Here is a 21,177-nt window from a genome sequence, read left to right on the forward strand (position 1 = left end):
CGCCGGATCAGGTCACCAGCAACAGCGCGCCGACCGCGGCGAGCGTCGCGGTGACCGCGAGCAGGGTGCTGGTCAGCACGAACCGGGTCACCGGCACCGCCACCCGGGCCGCCCGGCAGCGCTCGAACCAGAGCAGGGTGGCCAGCGACGCCCAGGGGGCGGCCAGCGGGCCGACGTTGGTGCCGATCAGCAGGGCCAGCAGCCGGGTGTGGTCACCGGTGGGCAGCACCGACTCGCCGGCCAGGTAGGCGGGCAGGTTGTTCACCGCGTTGGCGAGCAACGCTCCCGTGCCACCGGCGCGCAGCGCACCCCACGCGCCGCCGTCGTCACCGAGCAGGGTGCCGACCAGGTCGTCGAGCCCGTGCCGGCCGAGGGTCTGCACGACCAGGAACAGGCCGGTGACGAAGAACAGCAGGCGCACCGGCACCAACCCGGGGCGCAGCGTGGCGCGGGAGCGGACCAGGAACCCGACAAGCACCAGCGCGAGCGCGACGGTGGAGGCGATCTCGATCTCCACGCCGGCGAGGATGCCGGCGACGAAGATCAGGCAACCGGCGAGCGCCGTACGGTGCAGCACCGGGTCGGGTGGCACGTGCCGGGTCGGCGGGACGAAACGTCCACCGGCGGGCCGCTCCCGCCGCCACCACCCGAACCAGAGCAGCGCCATGGTGACCGTCACGGCGGCGAGCTGCGGCACCGCCATCCGGGCCGCGTACGCCAGGGGTGCCAGCTCCACCCGGTCGGCGGCGAGCAGGTTGGTCAGGTTGGAGACCGGCAGCAGCAGGCTCGCGGTGTTCGCCAGCCAGACGGTGGTGACGGCGAGCGGGGCGGCGGGGATCCGCAGGTTCCGGGCCAGCGCGAGCAGCACCGGGGTGAGCAGGACGGCTGTGGTGTCGAGGTTGAGCACGAGGGTGGTCAGCGTGGCGAGTCCGCCGCAGAGCAGGAACAGGGCCGCCCAACTGCCCCGGGAGGCGATCGCCAGTCGGCTGGCCAGCACGTCGAAGACACCTGCCACGGCGGTCAGTTCGGCGAGCACGATCACGGTGCCGAGGAACAGCAGCAGGGGCAGGATCCGGTGCAGGGTGGCGGTGGTCTCCGCGCGGGGGAGTAGACCGCTCAGCGCGCAGGCCGTGCCGACCACGGCGAGGAAGGCCGCCACCAGGTCCAGCGGGTGGGGCCGCCGGCGTGTGGTCGGTTCGGGCGGGGCGGCAGGTGTCACATCTGCTCACGTTGGCACAGCCCCTTGTCGGCTGCCTGGTAACCCCGTGCGCTGGTGACCGGCCCCACCGTTTGCGCGAGTTGCGGGCGGCGCGACGCCGCTCCCGCCCGGACGCGGCCGGGCCCGGCCCCCGAGGATGGGGGGACCGGGCCCGGCGTCGTGCGAGGTGCCTACCAGCTGAGGTAGCTGGGCTGGGTCTGCACGTTGAGCTCCGGGTAGCGGATCAGCTTGGCCGTCCAGGTACGCCAGTCGTTCAGCTCCAGGACGTCCAGGCCCTTCACCATGTCGTTGGAGTAGATGTGGCCGTTGTAGTAGTACGCGGACCAGGTGCCGCCGCCGACGAACGTGTCGGCCGAGAGCGGGCCGCGCTCCCAGAAGGCGATCTCCTTCGGGTTGGCCGAGTCGGTGAAGTCGAACACCGAGATGCCACCCTGGTACCACGCCTGGACCATGATGTCCTTACCGAGCACCGGGATCAGCGAGCCGTTGTGCGCCACGCAGTTCTCGGTGTCGGCGTTCGCCCGGGGGATCTTGTAGTAGCTGCGGAAGGTCATCGTCCGGGCGTCGCCGCGGCCGGTGACGTCGTAGATGGCGTCCGCGCCCCGGTTCGGGCCGACGGCCTCGTTGCAGGTCGCCGCCCCGCCACCACCCAGCTCGTCGGTGAAGATCACCTTGGTGCCGGAGTTGTTGAAGGTGGCCGAGTGCCAGAACGCGAAGTTGACCTCGTCCCGGACCCGGTTGATGACCCGGGGCGCCTCGCGGTTCTTGATGTCGAGCAGGATGCCGTCACCCATGCAGGCGCCGGCGGCCAGGTCCTTCGACGGGTAGGCGGTGATGTCGTGGCAACCGGTGGTCGCCGAGCCGGTGTCGCTGCCGGGGAAGCCGCCGTCCGGGAAGAGGTTCGGCGTCGCGACGACTGCCGCGTCGGTCGGCTTCTTCACCGGCACCTTGATGATGGAGATGGAGTCGTGTGGCGGCTGGCAGTCCGGGAACTCGGCCCGCGGGCTGTACGACGAGACGTACAGGTAGACGGCCTTGCGGTCCTTGCCCGGCACGAGGGTGTGGGTGTGTGAGCCGCAGGCCGTCTCGACGGACTTGATGTATCGCGGGTTGGCCTTGTCCTTGATGTCGAAGACCTTGATGCCCTCCCACGACTCCTTCACGTTCGCTCCCTGCGTGGTGCTGTTGCAGGAGTCGTCGCTGCGGGACGAGTCGGTGGAGAGGAAGAGCAGGTCACCGTGGACGGAGATGTCGTTCTGCGACCCCGGGCAGAGCACCCGGGCCTTGACCGTCGGGGCGCTGGGCCGCGAGATGTCGTAGATGACGAAGCCGTTGTAGTTCCCGGCGAACGCGTACTTGCCCTGGAAGGCGATGTCGCTGTTCGTCGCGTCCAGCGGGGCGACCTTCGGCAGGTTGGCGATCTGGCGCAGGTTGGGGCTGCTCACGATCTCGTCGACGCCGGGGATGGTGTTGGTGAGCGCGGGAGCCGTGGCCGCCTGCGGCACCGTCTGGGCGTTGCTCGCCGGGGCGACGAGGGCGCTGGCGACGAGGAGGCCGGTCGTGGCGACCGCCACGACACGCAGTTGTCGTAACCGTGGCTTGTGGAGTCTGATCATCGGCGGGGCCCTTCGCAAGGGGGAGACGATTGTTGACACGTTACCGTCCGACGAAGATCGTCGATGTGAGCCGGATCACATGAATGTGGGTTCTTCAATGGATAGCATCGCGATGACCTCGACTGCAGGGAGTGGCCCATGACCAACCGCCGCGCACGCACCCTGGCGGTCGTCACACTGGCTCTCGCATTGCCCCTCGTGGTGTTCGTGATGATCCGCCTCGGCGACGACACCGGCACGGGCACCCGACGGCCGGTCTCCGCACCCGCCACCTCCGCCGCGTCGCCGACGGTCAGCCCCGTCCCCACCGACCTGACCGTCATCGCGCCCGGCCGTCCGGGCGAGACGGCGGCCACCCGCCCCGCGCACGAGGTCAGCGACGCCGGCCCCGCCCCGCACAACTCGCTGGACGTCTGGTTCGTCCGGATGATGATCCCGCACCACGCGCAGGCCCTGGCGATGGCGGAGCTCGCCCCCGACCGGGCCGCCGACCCCGACGTCCGGGCCATCGCCGACCGCATCCGGGCCAGCCAGGGGCCGGAGATGGGCATGATGCGCGGCTGGCTGCAGACCCGTGGCCTCCCGGCGGAGGAGCGGGGGCACGACCACGGCACCATGCGGGGCATGCAGTCACCCGAGGCGATGCGGCAGCTCGCCGCCGTCCGTGGCGCGGACTTCGACAGGCTCTTCGTCCAGATGATGACCGCACACCACAAGGGCGCCATCGAGATGGCCACCAACCTGCTGACCGTCGGCTCCGACCTGACGCTCAACGAGTTCGCCAACTCCGTCGCCACCGAACAGACCGTCGAGATCGACCGCATGCGCGAGATCCTCAGCCGCTGAGCCCCGTGCGGGCTGCGAGAGCCGAACCTCCCGGCACGTACGCTGGGTGACCGTGAGGACCACCCTGTTCGGCCGTCCGCTGCGCGGCGTCGCCTTCGACGTGGCAGTCGCCGCCCTGGTGGTGCTCCTCTCCCTGGCCGCGGCCGTCAACCAGCCGGGTGGTTGGGCGGCCACCGCCGTCGGCGTGGGGATGGCGGTGGCGCTGCTGTTCCGCCGCACCCACCCGAGCGCGGTGACGGTGGCCATCGCGGCGCTCGCTCTGATCCAGGTGATCGCCCGCTGGGGTCCGCTCGTCTACGACGTGGCCGTCCTGATCGCGCTCTACAGCGTGGTGAAGTACGGTCGACGTCTGCGCGACGGCGTCCTGGCCGGCGCGGTCGCGGCCGTCGGCGTGCTGCTGGCCGCCGCACAGACCCCGAACGTCATCCAGTGGTGGGTGACCGCGCTGTGGTACGCGCTGGTCACCGGCGCGGTCTGGTTGGTCGCGCTGAACGTGCGAACCCGCCGCCTCTACGTCCTCAGCCTTGAGGAACGGGCCACCACCCTGGAACGGGAGCGGGAGGCGGAGTCCCGGGCGGCCGTCGCCGAGGAGCGCACCCGGATCGCCCGTGAGCTGCACGACGTGGTCGCCCACAGCATGGCCGTGATGATCGTCCAGGCTGACGGCGCCCGGTTCATGCTCGACCGTGACCCCGCCCAGGCGCGTACCGCGGTCAAGGTGGTCGCGGACACCGGCCGGCAGGCGCTGGAGGAGATGCGCCGCCTCGTCGGCGTCCTGCGCGACGCCGGTCCGGCCGGCGCGGACGGCACCGACGGGTTGGCGGTGGCGGCCGACCCCGCGCACCGACGCCTCGCCCTGGCCGAGCTGCCCGAGCTGCTGGCCCGCTTCGACGACGCCGGGCTGCACGTCCGCAGCACCGTCACCGGTACGCCACCGGCCCTGCCCCCGGGCCTGGAGCTGACCGTCTACCGGGTGGTGCAGGAGGCGCTCACCAACGCGCTCAAGCACGCCGGCGTCGGTGCCACCGTCGAGGTCGTCCTGTCGTACACCGCCGACGCCGTCGTGGTCCGGGTGGTCGACGACGGTCACGGCCGTCCGCTGGTCAGCCCGGCGCCGCCCGGCGGTCACGGCCTGCTCGGCATGCGGGAGCGGGTGACCGTGTACGACGGCAGCCTCACCGCCGGTCCCCGGCTGGGCGGGGGCTGGCAGGTCGAGGTCCGGCTGCCGCTACCGTCAGAGCCGGCAACGGAGGTGATCGCGGCATGACGGTCCGGGTAGTGATCGTGGACGACCAGGCGCTGGTTCGCGCCGGGTTCCGGATGGTCCTGGACTCCCAGCCCGACCTGGAGGTCGTCGGGGAGGCCATCGACGGCGCGGACGCCCTGCGGGTGCTCGCCCGCACCGAGGCCGACGTCGTCGTGATGGACATCCGGATGCCCACCATGGACGGGGTGGAGGCGACCCGGCGGCTCTGCGCCGATCGGCCCACCGGTCTCCCTCGGGTGCTGGTGCTGACCACGTTCGACACCGAGGCGGACGCGTTCGCGGCGCTCCAGGCCGGGGCGAGTGGTTTCCTGCTCAAGAACGTCCCGCCGGAGGAGTTGCTGGCCGCCATCCGGGTGGTGGCGCAGGGCGACTCGGTGGTCGCCCCGTCGATCACCCGGCGACTGTTGGACCGGTTCGCCGGGCAGCTCGGCGCCGCCCCGAGCGCCGACCCTCGACTCGCGCAGCTCACCGACCGGGAACGGGAGGTGCTGCTGCTTGTGGCCCAGGGGCTGTCCAACGCGGAGATCGCCGCCCGGGTGCACGTGGCCGAGGCGACGGTGAAGACCCACGTCGGCCGGATCCTGGCGAAACTCCACCTGCGCGACCGGGTCCAGGCGGTGGTCCTGGCGTACGAGAGCGGGCTCGTCACGCCCGGCGGATGACGCCGCGTACGACCTGGGTCGTAGCGGCCGGCGGGTGCACCGCGACCCGGGGTGCACGCCTGGCGAGCGCGTAGGTGGAGGTGCACGGACCGGTGCCGGCCATAGCGTCGGAGGGGTCCGATCCGCCACCCGCTCCGGGAGCCCTCCATGATCCGCCTTACCCTGCGTTCGCTGCGCGCCGAGGCGCTGCGCATGCTGCTCTCGGCGCTCGCCGTCGTGCTCGGCGTCGCGTTCGTCGCCGGCACGATGATCTTCGTCGACGGGATGCGGGCCGGGGCGTACCAGCGGGCCGGCACCTTCGACCGCCACACCGACCTGGGGGTCTACTCGGCCGGCCGGGAGGTGCTGCCGCCAGCTCTTCTCGAGCGGGTGCGGACTGTCGACGGGGTGGCCGCCGCCGCCGGTGAGTTGACCAACACCGCCGGGATCGTCGGTGCCGACGGTCGTCCGGTGCTCGGCTTCACCATGCTCGTCTCCGTTCCCACCGAGGAGGCGTTGCGGTCGTACGACGTGGTCGCCGGCCGCTTGCCCGACCGGGCCGGGGAGGTGGTGCTCGACGCGCCGACGGCAGCCGAGCAGGGCTTTCCGCTCGGCGCGGCGGTGCGGATCGGCGCCACCGGCGGGGCGGCCCGCCCGTACACACTGGTCGGCACCGTCGACGTGGCCGGCACCGCCCGCGATGTCGGCGGTCCCTTCGTCGGCCTGGTCGGGCCGGACGCGCTGGCCCTCACCGGCGAGCGGGGCTACGGCCGGATCATGGTGGCGGCCCGACCGGGCGCCGACGTCGCGGCGCTGACCGGGCGGGTACGCGCCGTGATCGGTGCCGAAGCCACTGTCAAGAGTCGACAGCAGATCCTCGACGAGGCGGTGGAGGACGCGGTCCGTGACGTCGACCAGTTCCGCATGCTGTTGTTGATCTTCGTGGGGATCGCGATCGTGGTGGCCGGTTTCGTGATCGCCAACACCTTCGCGATCGTGCTGGCCCAGCGCACCCGACGGACCGCGCTGCTGCGCCTCGTCGGCGCCACCCGGGGGCAGGTCTTCCGGTCCACGGTGCTGGAGTCGGCAGTGCTGGGCCTGGCCGCCTCCGCGCTCGGCGTGCTGCTCGGGGTGGGCCTCGCCGGCGGGATGCGGCTGCTGCTGTCCCGACTGGACGTGCCGGTCAGCGGAGACCTGACAGTGACGAGCGCGACAGTGCTGACCGGCCTGCTGCTGGGCACCGGCCTCACCGTGTGCGCCGCCCTGCTGCCGGCCTGGCGGGGGACCCGGATCGCGCCGGTGGCCGCGCTCACCGACGCCGCAGTGCAGCCCGGCCGGGGTGCGGGTCGGGTGCGACTGAGCATCGGCGCGGTGGTGCTCGCCGTCGGTGTCGCCGCGCTGGCCGGCGCCGCCAGCGCCGGTCAGTTGCTGCTGGTGGCGGCCGGTGGGGTGCTCACCTTCTTCGGGATCGTGCTGTTCGGGCCGGTGCTCGTCCCGGCGCTGATCCGGGTGTTCGGCTGGCCGGCACGACGCGTGCTCGGCGCCACCGGCGAGCTGGCCGTCGCCAACACGGTGCGCAACCCTCGGCGGGTGGCAGCGACGGCCACCGCACTGGTGATCGGTATCGGACTGGTGTCGGCCTTCATGGTCGGCGCGCGCAGCACCAAGGACGGCATCGAACGCAGCGTCGACGCCCAGATCGGCACCGATTTCGTGGTCAGCGGAATCGGTCAGGACCTGCCGGCAGCGCTCGTCGGCGAACTCGCCGCCCGCCCCGAATTGGGTGTCGTGCACGAGCAGCGCGCCACTGTCGTCGGCGACGTCGAGATCCGCGCGGCCCACCCGGCGCTCGTCGGCCGAACGCTGAGCGGGGTGCTGGCCGGCGACGCCGAGCGGGTCGGGCCGGGGCAGGTGCTCGTGCACCGCGAGCTGGCACGGGCCCGCGGCTGGCAGGTCGGCTCGCCGGTGACCGTCCGGGGCAGGCAGTTCCGGGTGGCAGCCGTGGTCACCGACGACACCCCCGGTGGCGACGCGCCGGCGGGCCACGTCATCGACCTGTCCGACCAGGACTTCGCCGCACTCTTTCCCTCCCAGCGCGGCTACCTGGCCGAAATCGACCCCGCCGCCGGGGTGAGCCCCGAACGTGCCCGCGAGGCGATCACGGCAGTGCTCGGCCGCTACCCGACGGTGAACCTGATGGACCAGGGCGCATACAAGAAGATGCTCACCGGCACCGTCGACATGCTGCTCGCGTTCGTCACCGCGCTGCTCGGCCTGGCCGTGGTGATCGCCCTGGTCGGCGTGGCGAACACGCTGAGCCTGTCGGTCGTCGAACGGACCAGGGAGAACGCCGTGCTACGGGCGGTCGGGCTCACCCGAGGGCGGATGCGGGCGGTCCTCGCCGTCGAGGCGGTGCTGATGGCGCTCGTCGGCGCGGTGCTCGGCATCGGGCTCGGCACCGGAGTCAGCGCGTCCACGATGGCCCTGCTGGACCGCCTCGGTGGCGACTTCCACGTGGTGCTGCCGCTCGGCCAGCTCGGGCTGATCCTCGGCGTCGCGATGCTGGCCGCCCTGCTCGCCTCGGTGTTGCCGGCCCGTCGGGCGCTGTCCCGCCCGGTCGTCGAGGCGCTCGCCGACCAGTGAGCCCGAACCGGGGGGTTTCGTCCCGTCCACCGGACGGACATCCGCCGGCCGGTCCCGCCATCTTCCCCGGCGGCGGGACCGGCCAGCGGTGCCGGGTCTACAGGCGTTCGACCATTGGGCCGACGCACCGGTTACGGGTGTCGAAGACGTAGCGGGCGTGCTTGACCACGAGGTCGTAGTCGAAGGTGTCATGGTCGGTGACCACCACCACCGCGTCGGCCGCCCGAATCTCCCGCTCGGTGAGCCCCACCACGGTGACCCCCGCCGGGATCTGGTGCGCCTCCGCGTACGGCTCGACGGCGTGCACCTCGGCCCCGAGGGCCTGGAGCCGGCGCGCCACGTCGACAGCGGGCGAGTCGCGCATGTCGCCGGTGTTCTTCTTGTACGCCAGACCGAGCAGCAGCAGTCGGGCGCCGCTGACGGCACGACTGTCCCGGTTCAGCCCCGCCATGATGCGCTGCGCGACGTGTTCGGGCATCTCGTGGTTGACGTCGTTGGCCAGCTCGATGAACCGGAACTGCCGTCCGAGGCGGCGCTTGACCTGCCACGACAGGTAGCACGGGTCGATCGGCAGGCAGTGCCCTCCGACGCCGGGGCCGGGCCGGAACGGCAGGAAGCCGAACGGTTTGGTCGAGGCGGCGTCGATCGCCTGCCAGACGTCGATGTCGAGGTGGTGCGAGAGCATGGTCAACTCGTTGATCAGCGCGATGTTGACCTGGCGGAAGGTGTTCTCGATCAGCTTGGTCAGCTCGGCGACGCGGGTGGAGTCCACCGGAACGGTGCGTTCCACGAGGCGCTGGTAGAACTCGTCCACCCGGGCCAGCGATGCCGGGTCCACCCCGGAGACCACCTTCGGGGTGTTCTCCAGCCGCCAGGTCGGGTTGCCCGGGTCGATCCGCTCCGGGCTGTAGCCGAGGTGGAAGTCGCCGGGGCTGGTCAGCCCGCTGGCCGACTCCAGCAGCGGGCGCAGCAGTTCCTCGGTGGTGCCCGGGTACGTGGTCGACTCCAGGATCACGGTGCAGCCAGCCCGGACGTACGGGCCGATACCGATGCCGGCCTGCTCGACGAAGCTCAGGTCCGGGGTGCCGTCGCGCAGCGGGGTCGGCACCGTGATGACGCAGATGTCGAACCCGTCCGCGTCGGTGTACTCGGTGCTCGGGTGGTAGCGGCCGCTGCCCAACGCCCGGCCCAGCCGATCGGCCGGGATGTCCTCGACGAACGACTCGCCGGAGGCGAGGCGCTTCACCCGGTCGGCGTCGACGTCGAGACCGACCACGTCGAGCCCCGCCTCGACGGCCCGCATGGCCAGCGGTAGTCCGACATACCCCTGACCGATGACGACCAGCTTCTCAGCGCTCACCCAGGCTCCCACGGCAGATGGTGTAAATGGCCTGCTGAGAGCCTAGAGGCGTCTTCGGCGACGTAAGTCCGTTTTGGGGATATCGGTGCTCGTGGGACTGGCGCGTCGGCGACAGAGGGTGGCTCAACCGCCCGCCGGCACCTCCGGATCGACCGGGGCGGTGGACGTGGGGGACGGATCGGACGGCGGCGCACCTGTCGTCGGCGGCGCGCCGGTCGTGGGTGCCGCGCTGGTCGGCGGCGCCGCCGTCACGCCCACCGTCGGCGACGGGGGGCCGACAGTCAGGCTGGGCTGCGGGCTCGGTGTGGCCGAGACCGAGGCCGACGGGGCGTTGCCGGGGACGTGCGGCTTTCCCGGCCGGCCGGGTTCGACGCTGGTGACCTGCTCGTTCGCGGCGGGCAGGTCGACGGGGCCGCTCGGCGCCACCGTCGGCGGGGTGGTCGGCAGGTGGACTGCCGGGTTCTCACCGGCGTTGCGGGCCGCGGCCAGTGCCGCACCGAGCCCGACCAGCGCCACCAGCACGACAGCGGCAGCGCCGACCAGCGGAGCCCGGCGCCGCTGGGCACGCGAACCGGTCGCCACGGCCGCGCCCGCCGGCACGTCGGTGCGGGTGCTGGGACCACCGTCGCGAAGCGCGAGCGGCGTGGCCATCGCCGTCGGCGGCTCGCCGCCGGTGACCGCCGTCCGGGCGGCCTCGGCCATCGCCGCCCCGCTGGTGAACCGCTCCAGCGGGTCCTTGGCCAGGGCCCGCGACACCAGGGCGCGGACCGCCTCGGGGATCTCGTGCGGCAGCTCCGGCGGCTCGTCGTCCAGGTGCCGCACGGCGACCTGGAGCGGATTGTCCCCGGTGAAGGGCGGACTGCCGGTGAGGCAGCAGTAGGTGACCGCACCCAGGGCGTAGATGTCGGTGGCACCGCTGACCGGCCGGCCGGCGGCCTGCTCGGGAGCCATGTAGAGGGCGGTGCCCGGCACCGCGTTGGTGCTGGTGATGCTCGTGATGTCGGTGGAGCGGGCCACGCCGAAGTCCACCAGGACGACTGTGCCGTCCTCCTGCACCAGCAGGTTGCTGGGCTTGACGTCGCGGTGCACGATGCCGCCGCGATGCGCCGCGTTGAGCGCTGCGGCCGCCTGCGCCACGATCGACATCGTCTCGGCCACGTCGAGCCGCCCGGCCGCCTCGATCCGCTTGGACAACGGCTCACCGGCGACGAACTCCATGACGAGGTAGTCCGCCCGACCGCCGCCGGGCAGGTCGTCCTCGCCGCAGTCGAAGACCTGCACGATGCCCGGGTGCCGCAACGCCGCCATGATCCGAGCCTCGGCGCGGAACCGGGCGATGAAGTCGGGGTCGGAGACCAACGCCGGCAGCAGGACCTTGACCGCGACCTGCCGGCCGAGGATCAGGTCGGAGGCACGCCACACGTCGCCCATGCCGCCCGTGGCGACACGTTCGTCCAAGCGGTAGCGACCGCTGAGCACGACCTCCGATGACAACACCGCATTACCGTACCCAGAGTGGCGCGGGCCGGCGCGCTGCGGCCGGGCCACCCGGCGGCTGGTTCGGCAGTGCTGGTCCGGCTGACCAGTGTGGACGCTCGGTCCCGGTGACGCTACGGAGGTGTGCTGTCACGAAAAGCGACAATTTCCGTCGTCCGAGCCCTGAAAGGTAGCTGGGAACCCTCTCTGGAAGCCATTGGCGTCTCCTGCTCACGCGCCGTTACGACAACGCGCCGTCGCGGCGGGTTGATAATTGTCACTCTTCCGTGACACGACGCCGACTTGTCGCTTCGAGGGCCCCCTCTTAGCGTTAGCCCGGCTCGGGCCCGCCCGCTTACCTCTGCGGGCAGCGCGGCGATCGACCACCCTGGCGTCGGCCCCGGACACGACAGTCGGCAATCATTGTCGCGGGCGCAATCAGAGCGGCGGAGGGCGGTGTGGGTGCGGGTGCTGATCGGACGGACGGTTCGTACCGTGCGGCCTGCCCCGGCGCGTTGGGCCGGGTCGGCACGTTCCCGGCGATGCGTGGGCCGCTCATGACCGCCGACCTGTCGGAGGCGGTCAGCGCCGCGCAGGCCGGAGACGAGGAGGCGTTCCGCTTCCTCTACCGCAGCCTCCAGCCCGGGCTGCTGCGGTATCTGACCGCGCTCGTCGGGGCCGACGCCGAGGACGTCGCCTCCGAGACCTGGCTCCAGATCTCCCGTGACCTGCCCGGCTTCACCGGAGGTGAGTTCCGGGCCTGGGCGGTCACCGTCGCCCGTAACCGCGCGATGGACCACCTGCGCCGGATGCGCCGCCGCCCCGCGCTCCCCGTCCCGGTGCAGTCGCTCGTCGATCTGGCCAGCGACGCGGACACCGCCGAGCGAGCCAGCGAGACGATCGGCACCGAGACCGCCCTCGCGCTGATCGCCACCCTGCCGCCCCGGGAGGCCGAGGCGGTCCTGCTGCGGGCCGTGATCGGGCTGGACGCGGGATCCGCCGGCCGGGTGCTGGGTCGCCGGGCCGGTGCCGTGCGGACCGCCGCCCACCGCGGCCTTCGGCGGCTCGCGGTCCTGCTCGAGCGGGACCACCCGGCCGGGTCACCGACCGGGGTCGAGGCGGTGCCCCCACCGCGCACCGGGGGCGGTCCCGCCGTACGGGCATCGCACGTCGAACCGGCGGACGGCTGACGTGAGGGGACTCCCGATGAACCCGTTCCGGCGGGCCGACCGCGCCGACGCCGAGCGGCTGCTCGACTCGGCCCACGCCCGGCTGGACGCCACGCCGGATCAGGCCCGCTCCGCCGCGCCCCCGCAAGCCGAGGCGAGGGCACCCGAGGCGCCTCCGGGTGCCCCGAACGTGCCCCCGGCCGAGCCGGTGGCCGCGTTGCTCGCCGCGGCGGCCGGCCCCGTCCGCCCGGGCGAGTTGGCCGGCGAGGAGGCCGCGCTTGCCGGGTTCCGGGCCGCCCGGGCCGACCCGTCGCCGGCCGTGCCGCAGCGGCCCCACCGCCGCCGGGTGACCACCGGCGCGGTCGCCTGGATCGGCGCCGTGGCGGCCACCGCCACCGCCGGGGCCGCCTTCGCCGCTGTCACAAGGGACCGGGCGCCGGACCCGGTCGTCCCGGCGCCGTCGCGCCCGTCACCCTCGCCGCACCACAGCGAAACCCGTTCGGCCGCGACCGGTCGGCCGGTCACCCCCGGTGCCCCGTCGCCGGTGGCGCCCTCGCCGGTCACCGCCACACCACCGGTCAGCCCCGCCCCTGCCGAGCAGTTGCACGGGCTGTGTCGCGCGTGGCGGGCGAAGAAGCCCGAGCAGCGGGAGAAGGCACTGCGCACACCTGCCTTCCAGCGGCTGGTGACCGCCGCCGGCGGCCCGGCCGAGGTCGAGGCGTACTGCCAGCGGCTGGTGGCCGAACCGAAGCCGACCGAATCGGTGCCGGTCGCGCCCTCCGAGTCGGCGAAGGGCAAGCCGTCCCCATCGACGAAGGCGCCACCGTCGCCGCCGCGACCGGGGCACCGCACGGGCGGTTGAGGGACGGGCCGGTTGCGGCGGTGTGGTTCCGCCCTGTACCGGAAATTCGTCTGTTAGACAGAGGTTGGTGGCACCGTGCTCGCCCCCGACGGTGTCGGTGGGTGGGTTTACGGTGGCACAGTGTGCCGGACCCGGCGCACGGAGAGGGGGCAGGACCCTTGGTGACGTCACCCGACCTGGACCGCAGCGCCATTCTGCGCGAGTCCGCAGCCGCAGTCCGACACCTGGCTCGGATCTGCTTCAAGACCGGCCCACCCACCTACACCGGCGTCGAACTGGAATGGACCGTGCACGACGCCGCCGATCCCGCCCGACCCGTCGACGTGACGCGGCTGCGGGCGGCGCTGGGGCGGCACAGCCCCACCACGCTGGATGCGACCAGCCCGGCCGAGCCGCTACGACACGGCGGGATGGTCACCCTGGAGCCGGGTGGCCAGTTGGAAATCTCCACCCCGCCCCGCCCCTCGGTCGCCGCGCTGATCAACGCCACCGAGGCCGATATCGCCCAGGTCACCGACCTGCTGGCCGCCGCCGGGCTGATCCTCGGCCGCAGCGGCATCGATCCCCACCGACGGCCCCGCCCGGTGGTGGAAACCCCCCGCTACAGCGCGATGCGCGTTGCGTTCGACCGCCGTGGCCTGGCCGGCCGCACAATGATGTACAGCACCGCCGGCCTGCAGATCTGCCTCGACGCCGGCGAGCCCGACCAGGTCGCCGACCGCTGGGCCGCCGCCCACGCGGTCGGGCCCGCCCTGCTCGCGACGTTCGCCTCCGCCGCTCGACACGCCGGTCGACGCACCGGTTGGGCTTCCGCCCGGATGGCCGCCTGGCTGGCCATCGACCCGGCCCGCACCCGTCCGGTCTGGTCGCCCGCGCGTGCCGGGGACGATCCGACCGACACCTGGATCAGCTACGTGCTGGCCGCGCCGCTGCTCTGTCTGCGCCGACACGACGCCGACTGGGCCGCGCCACCCGGCGTGACCTTTGCCGACTGGCTCGACGGCGCGCTGCCCCAACCGCCCACCACCGACGACCTCGACTACCACGTCAGCACTCTCTTCCCGCCGGTGCGGCCGCGCGGCTACCTGGAGTTGCGCTATCTGGACGCCCAACCCGATCGGGACTGGCGGCTGCCGTTGGCGGTGCTGACCGCCCTGTTCGGTGACCCGGGCACCGTGCGCGAGGCGTACGCGGTGGCCGCGCCCGTGGCGGAGAGCTGGTCGGTCGCCGCCCGGCACGGCCTCGCCGACCCGGCGCTGGCCGCCGCCGCGGCGGCCCTGCTCGACCTGTCCCTGACCGCCCTACCCCGGCTGGAGCTGTCGGCCGGCACCCACGACGAGATCCAGCGAGGTGTACGACGGCGGCTGGCCGCCGCAGAAAGGGGAGACCAGTGAGCGCGAGGAGTGAGCCGGGGTTGCGAGCCTCGCAGTCGCGAACGGAGGGCGGCTCGGTGAGCGCGAGGAGTGAGCCGGGGTTGCGAGCCTCGCAGTCGGGTCGGGTCGACGGGGAGCGGTTGCGCGACCGCATCGCTGTGGAGTTGGCCCGGGCCCGGGCCCGCACCACGTTGTTGACCGAGGTGGTCGACGACGGCGATCTGATGAGCCAGCACTCGCCGCTGATGTCCCCGCTGGTCTGGGATCTTGCCCACGTCGGAAATCAGGAGGAGCTCTGGTTGGTGCGGGACGTCGGGGGCCGGGAGCCGGTCCGGTGTGACATCGACGAGTTGTACGACGCGTTCAAGCAGCCGCGCCGGGACCGCCCGGCGTTGCCCCTGTTGGCGCCCGCGGAGGCGCGCGCCTATCTGGCGACCGTCCGCGACAAGGTGCACGACCTGCTCGACACGGTGACCTTCACGGAGCGACAGTTGGTGGCCGACGGCTTCGCCTTCGGCATGATCGTGCAGCACGAGCAGCAGCACGACGAGACCATGCTCGCCACCCACCAGCTGCGCGAGGGGCTGACGGTGTTGCACGCCCCGGCGCCGCCTGAGCCGTCGGCCCGGGTCGGCGCGGAGGTGCTGGTGCCGGCCGGTGCGTTCACGATGGGCACCGACACCGACCCGTGGGCGTTGGACAACGAACGTCCGGCGCACCGGGTCGACCTGCCGGCGTACGTCATTGACGCCGCCCCGGTGACGAACGGCCAGTACGCGGCGTTCATCGCCGACGGTGGCTACTCCGAGCAGCGTTGGTGGAGCCCCGCGGGTTGGGAGCATCGTGTTCGGGAGCAGCTCATCGCCCCGATGCACTGGCGTTCCGACGGCGACGACTGGTCGTACCGGCGTTTCGGTCAGTGGGCGCGGGTGCGCGTCGACGAGCCGGTGGTGCATGTGTGCTGGTACGAGGCGCAGGCGTACGCGGCGTGGGCGGGTAAGAGGCTGCCGACGGAGGCGGAGTGGGAGAAGGCGGCCCGGTGGGATCCGGCGACCGGGCGGTCACGCCGTTACCCCTGGGGGGACGACGACCCGACCGAGGCGCACGCCAACCTCGATCAGCGCCATCTGCGCCCGGCGCCGGTGGGCGCGTACCCGGCTGGGGCGTCGCCGTTGGGTGTGCACCAGCTCATCGGGGATGTCTGGGAGTGGACCTCGACGGCGTTCGACGGGCATCCGGGGTTCTCCGCGTTCCCGTACCGGGAGTATTCGGAGGTGTTCTTCGGCGGTGACCACCGGGTGCTGCGCGGTGGCTCGTTCGGCACCGATCGTTCTGCCTGTCGGGGCACCTTCCGCAACTGGGACTATCCGATCCGCCGGCAGATCTTCAGCGGTTTCCGCTGTGCCCGGGACGCGCGACCGGACGAGTCGGACCGGTGAGTCGCCGTACGAGCGGCGGCCCGACGGCGGGCCGGGGGCGCTGATGTGTCGCCACCTTGCCTACCTGGGGCCGCCGGTCACCCTTGCCGAGTTGTTGTTCGACCCTCCGCACTCGCTGGTGCGGCAGTCCTGGGCGCCTCGTGACATGCGGGGTGGCGGCACGATCAACGCCGACGGGTTCGGTGTGGGCTGGTACCCGGGTGCGGGTGAGCCGGTGCGGTACCGGCGGGCGCAGCCGATCTGGAGTGATCCGACGATCGCCCAGCTCGCGGCGGTGACCCGCAGCGCGGCGGTGGTGGCGGCGGTGCGTTCGGCCACTGTCGGGATGGCGGTGCTCGACGACGCGGCGGCGCCCTTCGCCGAGGGGCGCTGGCTGTTCAGCCACAACGGTGTGGTCCGCGGCTGGCCGGACGCTGTGGTGCCGCTCGCCGCCGGTCTGCCGGTGCGTGACCTGCTCACCCTGGATGCCGCCACCGACTCGGCGTTGCTCTGGGCGCTGGTGCGGCACCGGTTGCGCGCTGGTGCCGACCCGGCCGAGGCGGTGGGGCGGACGGTGACCGACGTGGCCGCCGCCGCACCGGGGTCGCGCCTCAACCTGCTGCTCACCGACGGGCAGCGGGTGGTGGCAAGCGTGGCGGGGCATGGGTTGTCGGTCCGCGAGACGCCGAATTCGGTGCTGCTCGCCTCCGAGCCGCACGACGACGATCCCGGGTGGCGGTCGGTGCCGGAGGGGCACCTCGTCGTCGCCACCGCGGGTGAGGTGCGGGTACGTCCACTGCCGACCCCGGTGCGCCGTCCCGGGCCGGTCGACGACTGTTTGTCGAACAAAGGAGCGAGCCGATGACCGCGGAACCCCTGGAGATCTACCTCGAAGAGGGCGACCTGGAGCGCGGCCTGCGCGACGACGTCCGGGCCGGGCTGAGCGCCGGGCGGAAGTGGCTGCCGCCGAAGTGGTTCTACGACGCCCGGGGCAGCGAGCTGTTCGAGGAGATCACCCGTCTGCCCGAGTACTACCCGACCCGTGCCGAACGGGCCGTGCTGGCCGCGCACGCCCCCGACATCGCGACGTTGACCGGGGCCAAGACGCTCATCGAGTTGGGCTCCGGGTCGTCGGAGAAGACCCGGCTGCTGCTGGACGCGTTCACCCGTCGGGGCGGGCTTGGCACGTTCGTTCCGCTCGACGTGTCGGTGAGTGCGCTGCGCGGGTCCACCGCCCAGATCGCCGCCGACTATCCCCGCCTGCGGGTCCGGGGCATCGTGGGGGACTTCACCCGGCAACTGGACCGGTTGCCCACCGGCGGACGGCGGTTGGTGGTGTTCCTCGGTGGCACCATCGGCAACCTGTTGCCCGCCGAGCGGGCCGAGTTCCTGGCGGCGATGCGCGCCGCGCTGGAGGTCGGCGACTGGCTGTTGCTCGGCACGGACCTGGTGAAGGACCCGTCGGTGATGGTGCCCGCGTACGACGACGCCGCCGGGGTCACCGCCGAGTTCAACCGCAACGTGCTGCACGTGATCAATCGGGAGTTGGCAGCCGACTTCGACCCGGCGGCCTTCGAACATGTCGCCGTCTGGGATCCGGACCACGAGTGGATCGAGATGCGGTTGCGGGCGACCCGGCCGATGAGCGTGCGGGTGCTGGGGCTGACTGTCGACTTCGCGGCGGGGGAGGAGCTGCGGACCGAGGTCTCGGCGAAGTTCCACCGGGAGGGGATCGCCGCGGAGCTGGCGTCGGCGGGCTTCGCCACGGCGGAATTCTGGACCGATCCGGACGGGCTTTTCGGCGTGACGCTGGCGCGAGCGCGGTGAGCCAGTTCACCCGGCACGACCGGGCTGGGCGGTGATCCGATAGGCTTGTCCCGCGAAGGGGAGTAGCCCCCAATGTCGTGGTCGACATACTGGTGCGTTCCGCATCCGGCCACGCGGCCCCGGTTCTCCCGGGGCGGGCGAGACCTTCGACTCAGGCTGTTGCAGCCGGGTCGAGGGCGCCCCTGTACCTCCTCCCGGCCAGAACGGGAAGGACGTCATGGAGGGATTTTTCGCCGCGCTGGTCGTCAGCTTCGGCGTCATCTTCGTCGCCGAGCTGGGGGACAAGTCCCAGCTGATGGCGCTTACCTTCGCCACGCGGTTCAAACCGATACCGGTATTGATCGGCATCACCGTCGCCACGGCGGTGGTGCATCTGGCGTCGGTCGCGATCGGGGTGGGTCTCGGGGCGGTGCTGCCGACCGACTGGATCTCCCTGGTGGCCGGTGTGGCGTTCCTCGGGTTCGGTGCGTGGACGCTGCGCGGGGACAAGCTCACCGAGGAGGAGAAGGGTAAGGCGGAGAAGACGAGCAAGACCGCGATCGTGGCGGTGTCGGTGGCGTTCTTCCTCGCCGAGTTGGGCGACAAGACGATGCTCGCCACGATCACGCTCGCCACCAAGTATGGCTGGTTCGGCACCTGGCTCGGCTCCACCATCGGCATGGTGGCGGCGGACGCGCTTGCCATTCTGGTCGGCCGGATGCTCGGCCGCCGGTTGCCGGAGAAGACCATCAGGTACGGTGCCGCGATCCTCTTCGCCATCTCCGGTCTCTGGCTGATCCTGGAGGCGGTGAACCAGCTGACCTGAGCGCCGACTAGCTGCCCCGTGGGCGGGTAACGGCCCGGGGTGGAGCCGGCCGAGTTGTTGCGCCACGGCGACCAGGTGCTGGTGGCAGTGGTGGAGGTGGCCGGCGCGCTGGTGATCTTCGTTGGTGCGGTGTGGGCGGCGGTGCGGTTCGTGGTCGAGGGGCTGCGACACCGCACCGCCGCCCATTTCACGCCGATCCGGCTGTCGCTGGGTCGCTTCCTGACCCTCGGCCTGGAGTTCCAGCTGGCGGCCGACGTGCTGCGGACGGCGGTGTCTCCGTCGTTCGCGCAGATCGGCCAACTGGCCGCCATCGCGACGATCCGAACGGCCCTGAACTATTTTCTGGGCCGCGAGATCCGTCAGGAGCAGCGTCAGGTGGCCGAGGGGGAGCGTCGGCCGTGATGGCCGTCCTGGTCACGGCGGTCACCGCTCTGGCGCTTGTCAGCGGGGTGGTCACCACGCTCAGCACCGGGGCCCTGCGCAGCGGCGTCCGGGTACTGCTGGACCTGCTCACCGCGGCCGGCCTGCTGCGGCTCGCCGGCGAGCCGGGTTGGAACGGTCTGGCTGGCGCGGTGGCGATCATCGCACTGCGGCAACTGCTCGGGGCGGCGCTCGGCGGGGCACCGCCGTGGTCCGGTCGACAATCGTCGGCGCGCTGCGCCGACGACGATCACCACCTACCGTTGGCCTCGACACGTAAAACGGGAAAAGCGGGAGGATGACCACATGGGCCGGCATGACGAACCCAACGAGTACGGCTTCGCCGGCGATGGCACCGCTCCGGAGCCGCCGCCGGGCGGGAAGGCCGACGAACAGGATCGCGTCGAGGCGGTGGCGGTGCCGGGCGACGATCTGACCGAGCCGACGGCCGACGCGCTTGTCGAGGAGACCGAGGACCTGCCGCCCGCCGACCGTCGCCGCTGAGCGACAACCCGCGGCGGGACGCCGGACCGGGGCGTACCGCGCCGCCGCTCGGGGCCGAGCCGGGGGCGGTCAGCGCGCGTCGGGGTGCTGGTAGACGTCGGGTACGCCGTCCCCGTCGGCGTCCAGCCGCTCCCGTTCGGCCACCCTCCGGTAGGCCACGTTGCGGCGGGCGAGCACCGTGGCGGCCAGCCCGGCGGAGATCAGCGAGCCGAGCAGCACTGCCGCCTTGACCCGGTCGTCGGCGATGCTGCCCGCCCCGAAGGCCAGGTCGCCGATGAGCAGCGAGACGGTGAAGCCGACGCCGGCCAGCAGGGCGATGCCGAGCAGGTCGGCCCAGGTGATGTCCTCGTCCAGTTCGGCGCGGGTGAACCGGGCCAGCAGGTACGTCGAGCCGAAGATGCCGATGCTCTTGCCGAACACCAGGCCGGCGACGATGGCGATCACCATCGGGTCGCTGAGCAAAGCGCCCAGGTCGGTGCCGCGCACTGTGACCCCGGCGGCGAACAGGGCGAAGATCGGCACCGCGATGCCTGCCGACACGGGCCGCCAGCGATGTTCCAGCCGTGCGGCGAGCCCGGCCTCGGCCGCATCCGGCACCGTGTCGCCGGTGGTCGACCGCTCGCCGGTCGGCCGGCGGGCGAGCACCGGGACCGTGAAGCCGAGCAGGACGCCAGCCACTGTGGCGTGCACGCCCGAGGCGTGCATCAGGGTCCAGGCGGCGATGGCGAGGGGGATCAGCGCCCACCACCAGGTACGCCCCCGCTGCACCAGGACCGCGAAGAGCCCGACCGCCGCCACCGCCGCGAGCAGCGCGACGGGATGGAAGTCGGCGGTGTAGAAGATCGCGATGATGGTGATCGCGAACAGGTCGTCGACAACCGCGAGGGTGAGCAGGAATGCGCGGAGGCCCTGCGGCAGATGTGAGCTGACCACAGCGAGCACGGCGAGCGCGAAAGCGATGTCGGTGGCGGTCGGAATGGCCCATCCGCGGAGCCCTTCGCCGCCCGCGCTCAGCACCACCGCCACGTAGATCAGCGCCGGCAGCAGCATCCCGCCGAGCGCGGCCGCGATCGGCAGGGCGGCCCGACGTGGGTCGCGAAGCTCACCGGCGACGAACTCTCGTTTGAGCTCCAGGCCCACCACGAAGAAGAAGATGGCCAGCAGGCCGTCCGCCGTCCAGGTGGCCACGTCCAGGTCGAGGTGCCAGGGCGCGCCGCCGGGCCAGGGCACGGCGGCGCCGAGCCGGGTGTACGAGTCCGACCACGGTGAGTTGGCCCAGATCAGCGCGATCACTGCCCCGGACAGCAGCAGCGCGCCACCGACGGTCTCGGTACGCAGCACGTCGGCCAGGTGCCGGGCCTGCGGCCAGGACGATCGGGAGAAGAGCCGGGGACGCGGCCCGGAGGGTGGGGTGCGGGGGGTCATCTACGGGCTCACCTACGGCGGTCGGGACGGCAGGAATCCACTCGCCGACCAGACTTCCCGGCACACCGCTGTCGACCCTATCCGGCGGGGCGGTCGTCGGCGACCGCTGGGCCCGATCCGACGCCGCCGATCCGGCCTTCAACTTTTTTCCCCGTTGTCGCCGCAGCCGAATGGACGTTTGTCGGGTTGGTCATGCGGGAGCACATCTCGCTGCCGAAAAATAGGTAACTCCGGACATAAGCCGTATGAACCGCTTTAATGGTTTCACGAGTTTAAAGACGACCTTGGGGGTTTTCGTGAAGTTCT

Annotated in this window: 19 protein-coding genes; 14 read left to right on the forward strand and 5 right to left on the reverse strand. The window is 72.2% G+C overall.

All coding sequences use genetic code 11. The annotated features are described in order from the left end of the window. Positions 1-7: 7 nt before the first annotated feature. Together ABZ406_RS23710 and ABZ406_RS23715 are read right to left on the reverse strand one after the other, a co-directional pair. Positions 8-1,219: an SLC13 family permease gene (locus ABZ406_RS23710; protein WP_357765488.1), complete on the reverse strand. Its 1,212-nt coding sequence runs from the start codon at positions 1,217-1,219 to the stop codon at positions 8-10. A gap of 170 nt (positions 1,220-1,389) precedes the next feature. Next, a complete protein-coding gene (locus ABZ406_RS23715) occupies positions 1,390-2,835 on the reverse strand; it encodes a hypothetical protein (RefSeq protein ID WP_357765491.1) in 1,446 nt (481 codons plus the stop codon). A 138-nt stretch (positions 2,836-2,973) separates the two neighbouring features. Between ABZ406_RS23715 and ABZ406_RS23720 the strand changes: the two genes are divergently transcribed. The 4 genes from ABZ406_RS23720 (at position 2,974) to ABZ406_RS23735 (ending at position 8,232) form a co-directional block, all read left to right on the forward strand. Beyond that, the gene (locus tag ABZ406_RS23720) at positions 2,974-3,681 is read left to right on the forward strand and encodes a DUF305 domain-containing protein (RefSeq protein ID WP_357765494.1); all 708 of its coding nucleotides are present in this window, start codon (positions 2,974-2,976) and stop codon (positions 3,679-3,681) included. 46 nt (positions 3,682-3,727) lie between these two features. Continuing rightward, on the forward strand, positions 3,728-4,948 hold the full coding sequence (locus ABZ406_RS23725) for a histidine kinase (RefSeq protein ID WP_357765497.1): 1,221 nt from the start codon (positions 3,728-3,730) through the stop codon (positions 4,946-4,948). Continuing rightward, entirely contained in the window at positions 4,945-5,610 is a 666-nt protein-coding gene (locus ABZ406_RS23730; RefSeq protein WP_357765500.1) for a response regulator transcription factor, read from the forward strand. The genes ABZ406_RS23725 and ABZ406_RS23730 overlap by 4 nt, the downstream gene beginning before the upstream one ends. A gap of 147 nt (positions 5,611-5,757) precedes the next feature. Further along, positions 5,758-8,232: an ABC transporter permease gene (locus tag ABZ406_RS23735; RefSeq protein ID WP_357765503.1), complete on the forward strand. Its 2,475-nt coding sequence runs from the start codon at positions 5,758-5,760 to the stop codon at positions 8,230-8,232. 97 nt (positions 8,233-8,329) lie between these two features. On the opposite strand, the gene ABZ406_RS23740 is transcribed toward ABZ406_RS23735, so the two are convergent. Further along, complete coding sequence (locus ABZ406_RS23740; protein WP_357765506.1) at positions 8,330-9,592, reverse strand: nucleotide sugar dehydrogenase; 1,263 nt, start codon at positions 9,590-9,592, stop codon at positions 8,330-8,332. Between the two features lie 123 nt (positions 9,593-9,715). After that, a complete protein-coding gene (locus ABZ406_RS23745; protein WP_357765509.1) occupies positions 9,716-11,089 on the reverse strand; it encodes a protein kinase in 1,374 nt (457 codons plus the stop codon). 536 nt (positions 11,090-11,625) lie between these two features. Here ABZ406_RS23745 and ABZ406_RS23750 point away from each other — a divergent pair. The 10 genes from ABZ406_RS23750 to ABZ406_RS23795 all read left to right on the forward strand — a co-directional run bounded on the left by ABZ406_RS23750 (position 11,626) and on the right by ABZ406_RS23795 (position 19,446). Beyond that, on the forward strand, positions 11,626-12,258 hold the full coding sequence (locus tag ABZ406_RS23750; protein ID WP_357765603.1) for an RNA polymerase sigma factor: 633 nt from the start codon (positions 11,626-11,628) through the stop codon (positions 12,256-12,258). A 16-nt stretch (positions 12,259-12,274) separates the two neighbouring features. Then, positions 12,275-13,099 carry a hypothetical protein gene (locus ABZ406_RS23755; protein ID WP_357765512.1) on the forward strand — a complete coding sequence of 275 codons (825 nt, stop codon included), beginning with the start codon at positions 12,275-12,277 and terminating at the stop codon, positions 13,097-13,099. A 158-nt stretch (positions 13,100-13,257) separates the two neighbouring features. Beyond that, positions 13,258-14,493 carry an ergothioneine biosynthesis glutamate--cysteine ligase EgtA gene (gene egtA, locus ABZ406_RS23760; protein ID WP_357765515.1) on the forward strand — a complete coding sequence of 412 codons (1,236 nt, stop codon included), beginning with the start codon at positions 13,258-13,260 and terminating at the stop codon, positions 14,491-14,493. Positions 14,494-14,573: 80 nt separating this feature from the next. Then, positions 14,574-15,911 (forward strand): ergothioneine biosynthesis protein EgtB, encoded by a 1,338-nt coding sequence (gene egtB / locus ABZ406_RS23765; protein ID WP_357765606.1) that lies wholly within the window; start codon positions 14,574-14,576, stop codon positions 15,909-15,911. A gap of 43 nt (positions 15,912-15,954) precedes the next feature. Then, positions 15,955-16,755, forward strand: coding sequence for an ergothioneine biosynthesis protein EgtC (gene egtC, locus ABZ406_RS23770; protein ID WP_357765609.1), 801 nt, complete (start codon positions 15,955-15,957; stop codon positions 16,753-16,755). Continuing rightward, positions 16,752-17,717, forward strand: coding sequence for an L-histidine N(alpha)-methyltransferase (egtD, locus tag ABZ406_RS23775; protein ID WP_357765518.1), 966 nt, complete (start codon positions 16,752-16,754; stop codon positions 17,715-17,717). The genes egtC and egtD overlap by 4 nt, the downstream gene beginning before the upstream one ends. Positions 17,718-17,934: 217 nt before the next feature. Then, positions 17,935-18,522: a TMEM165/GDT1 family protein gene (locus tag ABZ406_RS23780; protein WP_357765521.1), complete on the forward strand. Its 588-nt coding sequence runs from the start codon at positions 17,935-17,937 to the stop codon at positions 18,520-18,522. Between the two features lie 39 nt (positions 18,523-18,561). After that, positions 18,562-18,924, forward strand: coding sequence for a DUF1622 domain-containing protein (locus ABZ406_RS23785; protein WP_357765524.1), 363 nt, complete (start codon positions 18,562-18,564; stop codon positions 18,922-18,924). Continuing rightward, positions 18,924-19,244: a hypothetical protein gene (locus tag ABZ406_RS23790; RefSeq protein ID WP_357765527.1), complete on the forward strand. Its 321-nt coding sequence runs from the start codon at positions 18,924-18,926 to the stop codon at positions 19,242-19,244. Before ABZ406_RS23785 ends, ABZ406_RS23790 begins: the two co-directional genes overlap by 1 nt. Positions 19,245-19,248: 4 nt before the next feature. After that, the gene (locus ABZ406_RS23795; RefSeq protein ID WP_357765529.1) at positions 19,249-19,446 is read left to right on the forward strand and encodes a hypothetical protein; all 198 of its coding nucleotides are present in this window, start codon (positions 19,249-19,251) and stop codon (positions 19,444-19,446) included. 69 nt (positions 19,447-19,515) lie between these two features. Here the strand turns inward: ABZ406_RS23795 and nhaA are convergent, their stop codons facing one another. Continuing rightward, entirely contained in the window at positions 19,516-20,871 is a 1,356-nt protein-coding gene (gene nhaA, locus ABZ406_RS23800) for a Na+/H+ antiporter NhaA (RefSeq protein ID WP_357765532.1), read from the reverse strand. Between the last annotated feature and the right edge of the window lie 306 nt (positions 20,872-21,177).

Source organism: Micromonospora sp. NPDC005710 (assembly GCF_040630995.1).
Lineage (GTDB): Bacteria > Actinomycetota > Actinomycetes > Mycobacteriales > Micromonosporaceae > Micromonospora.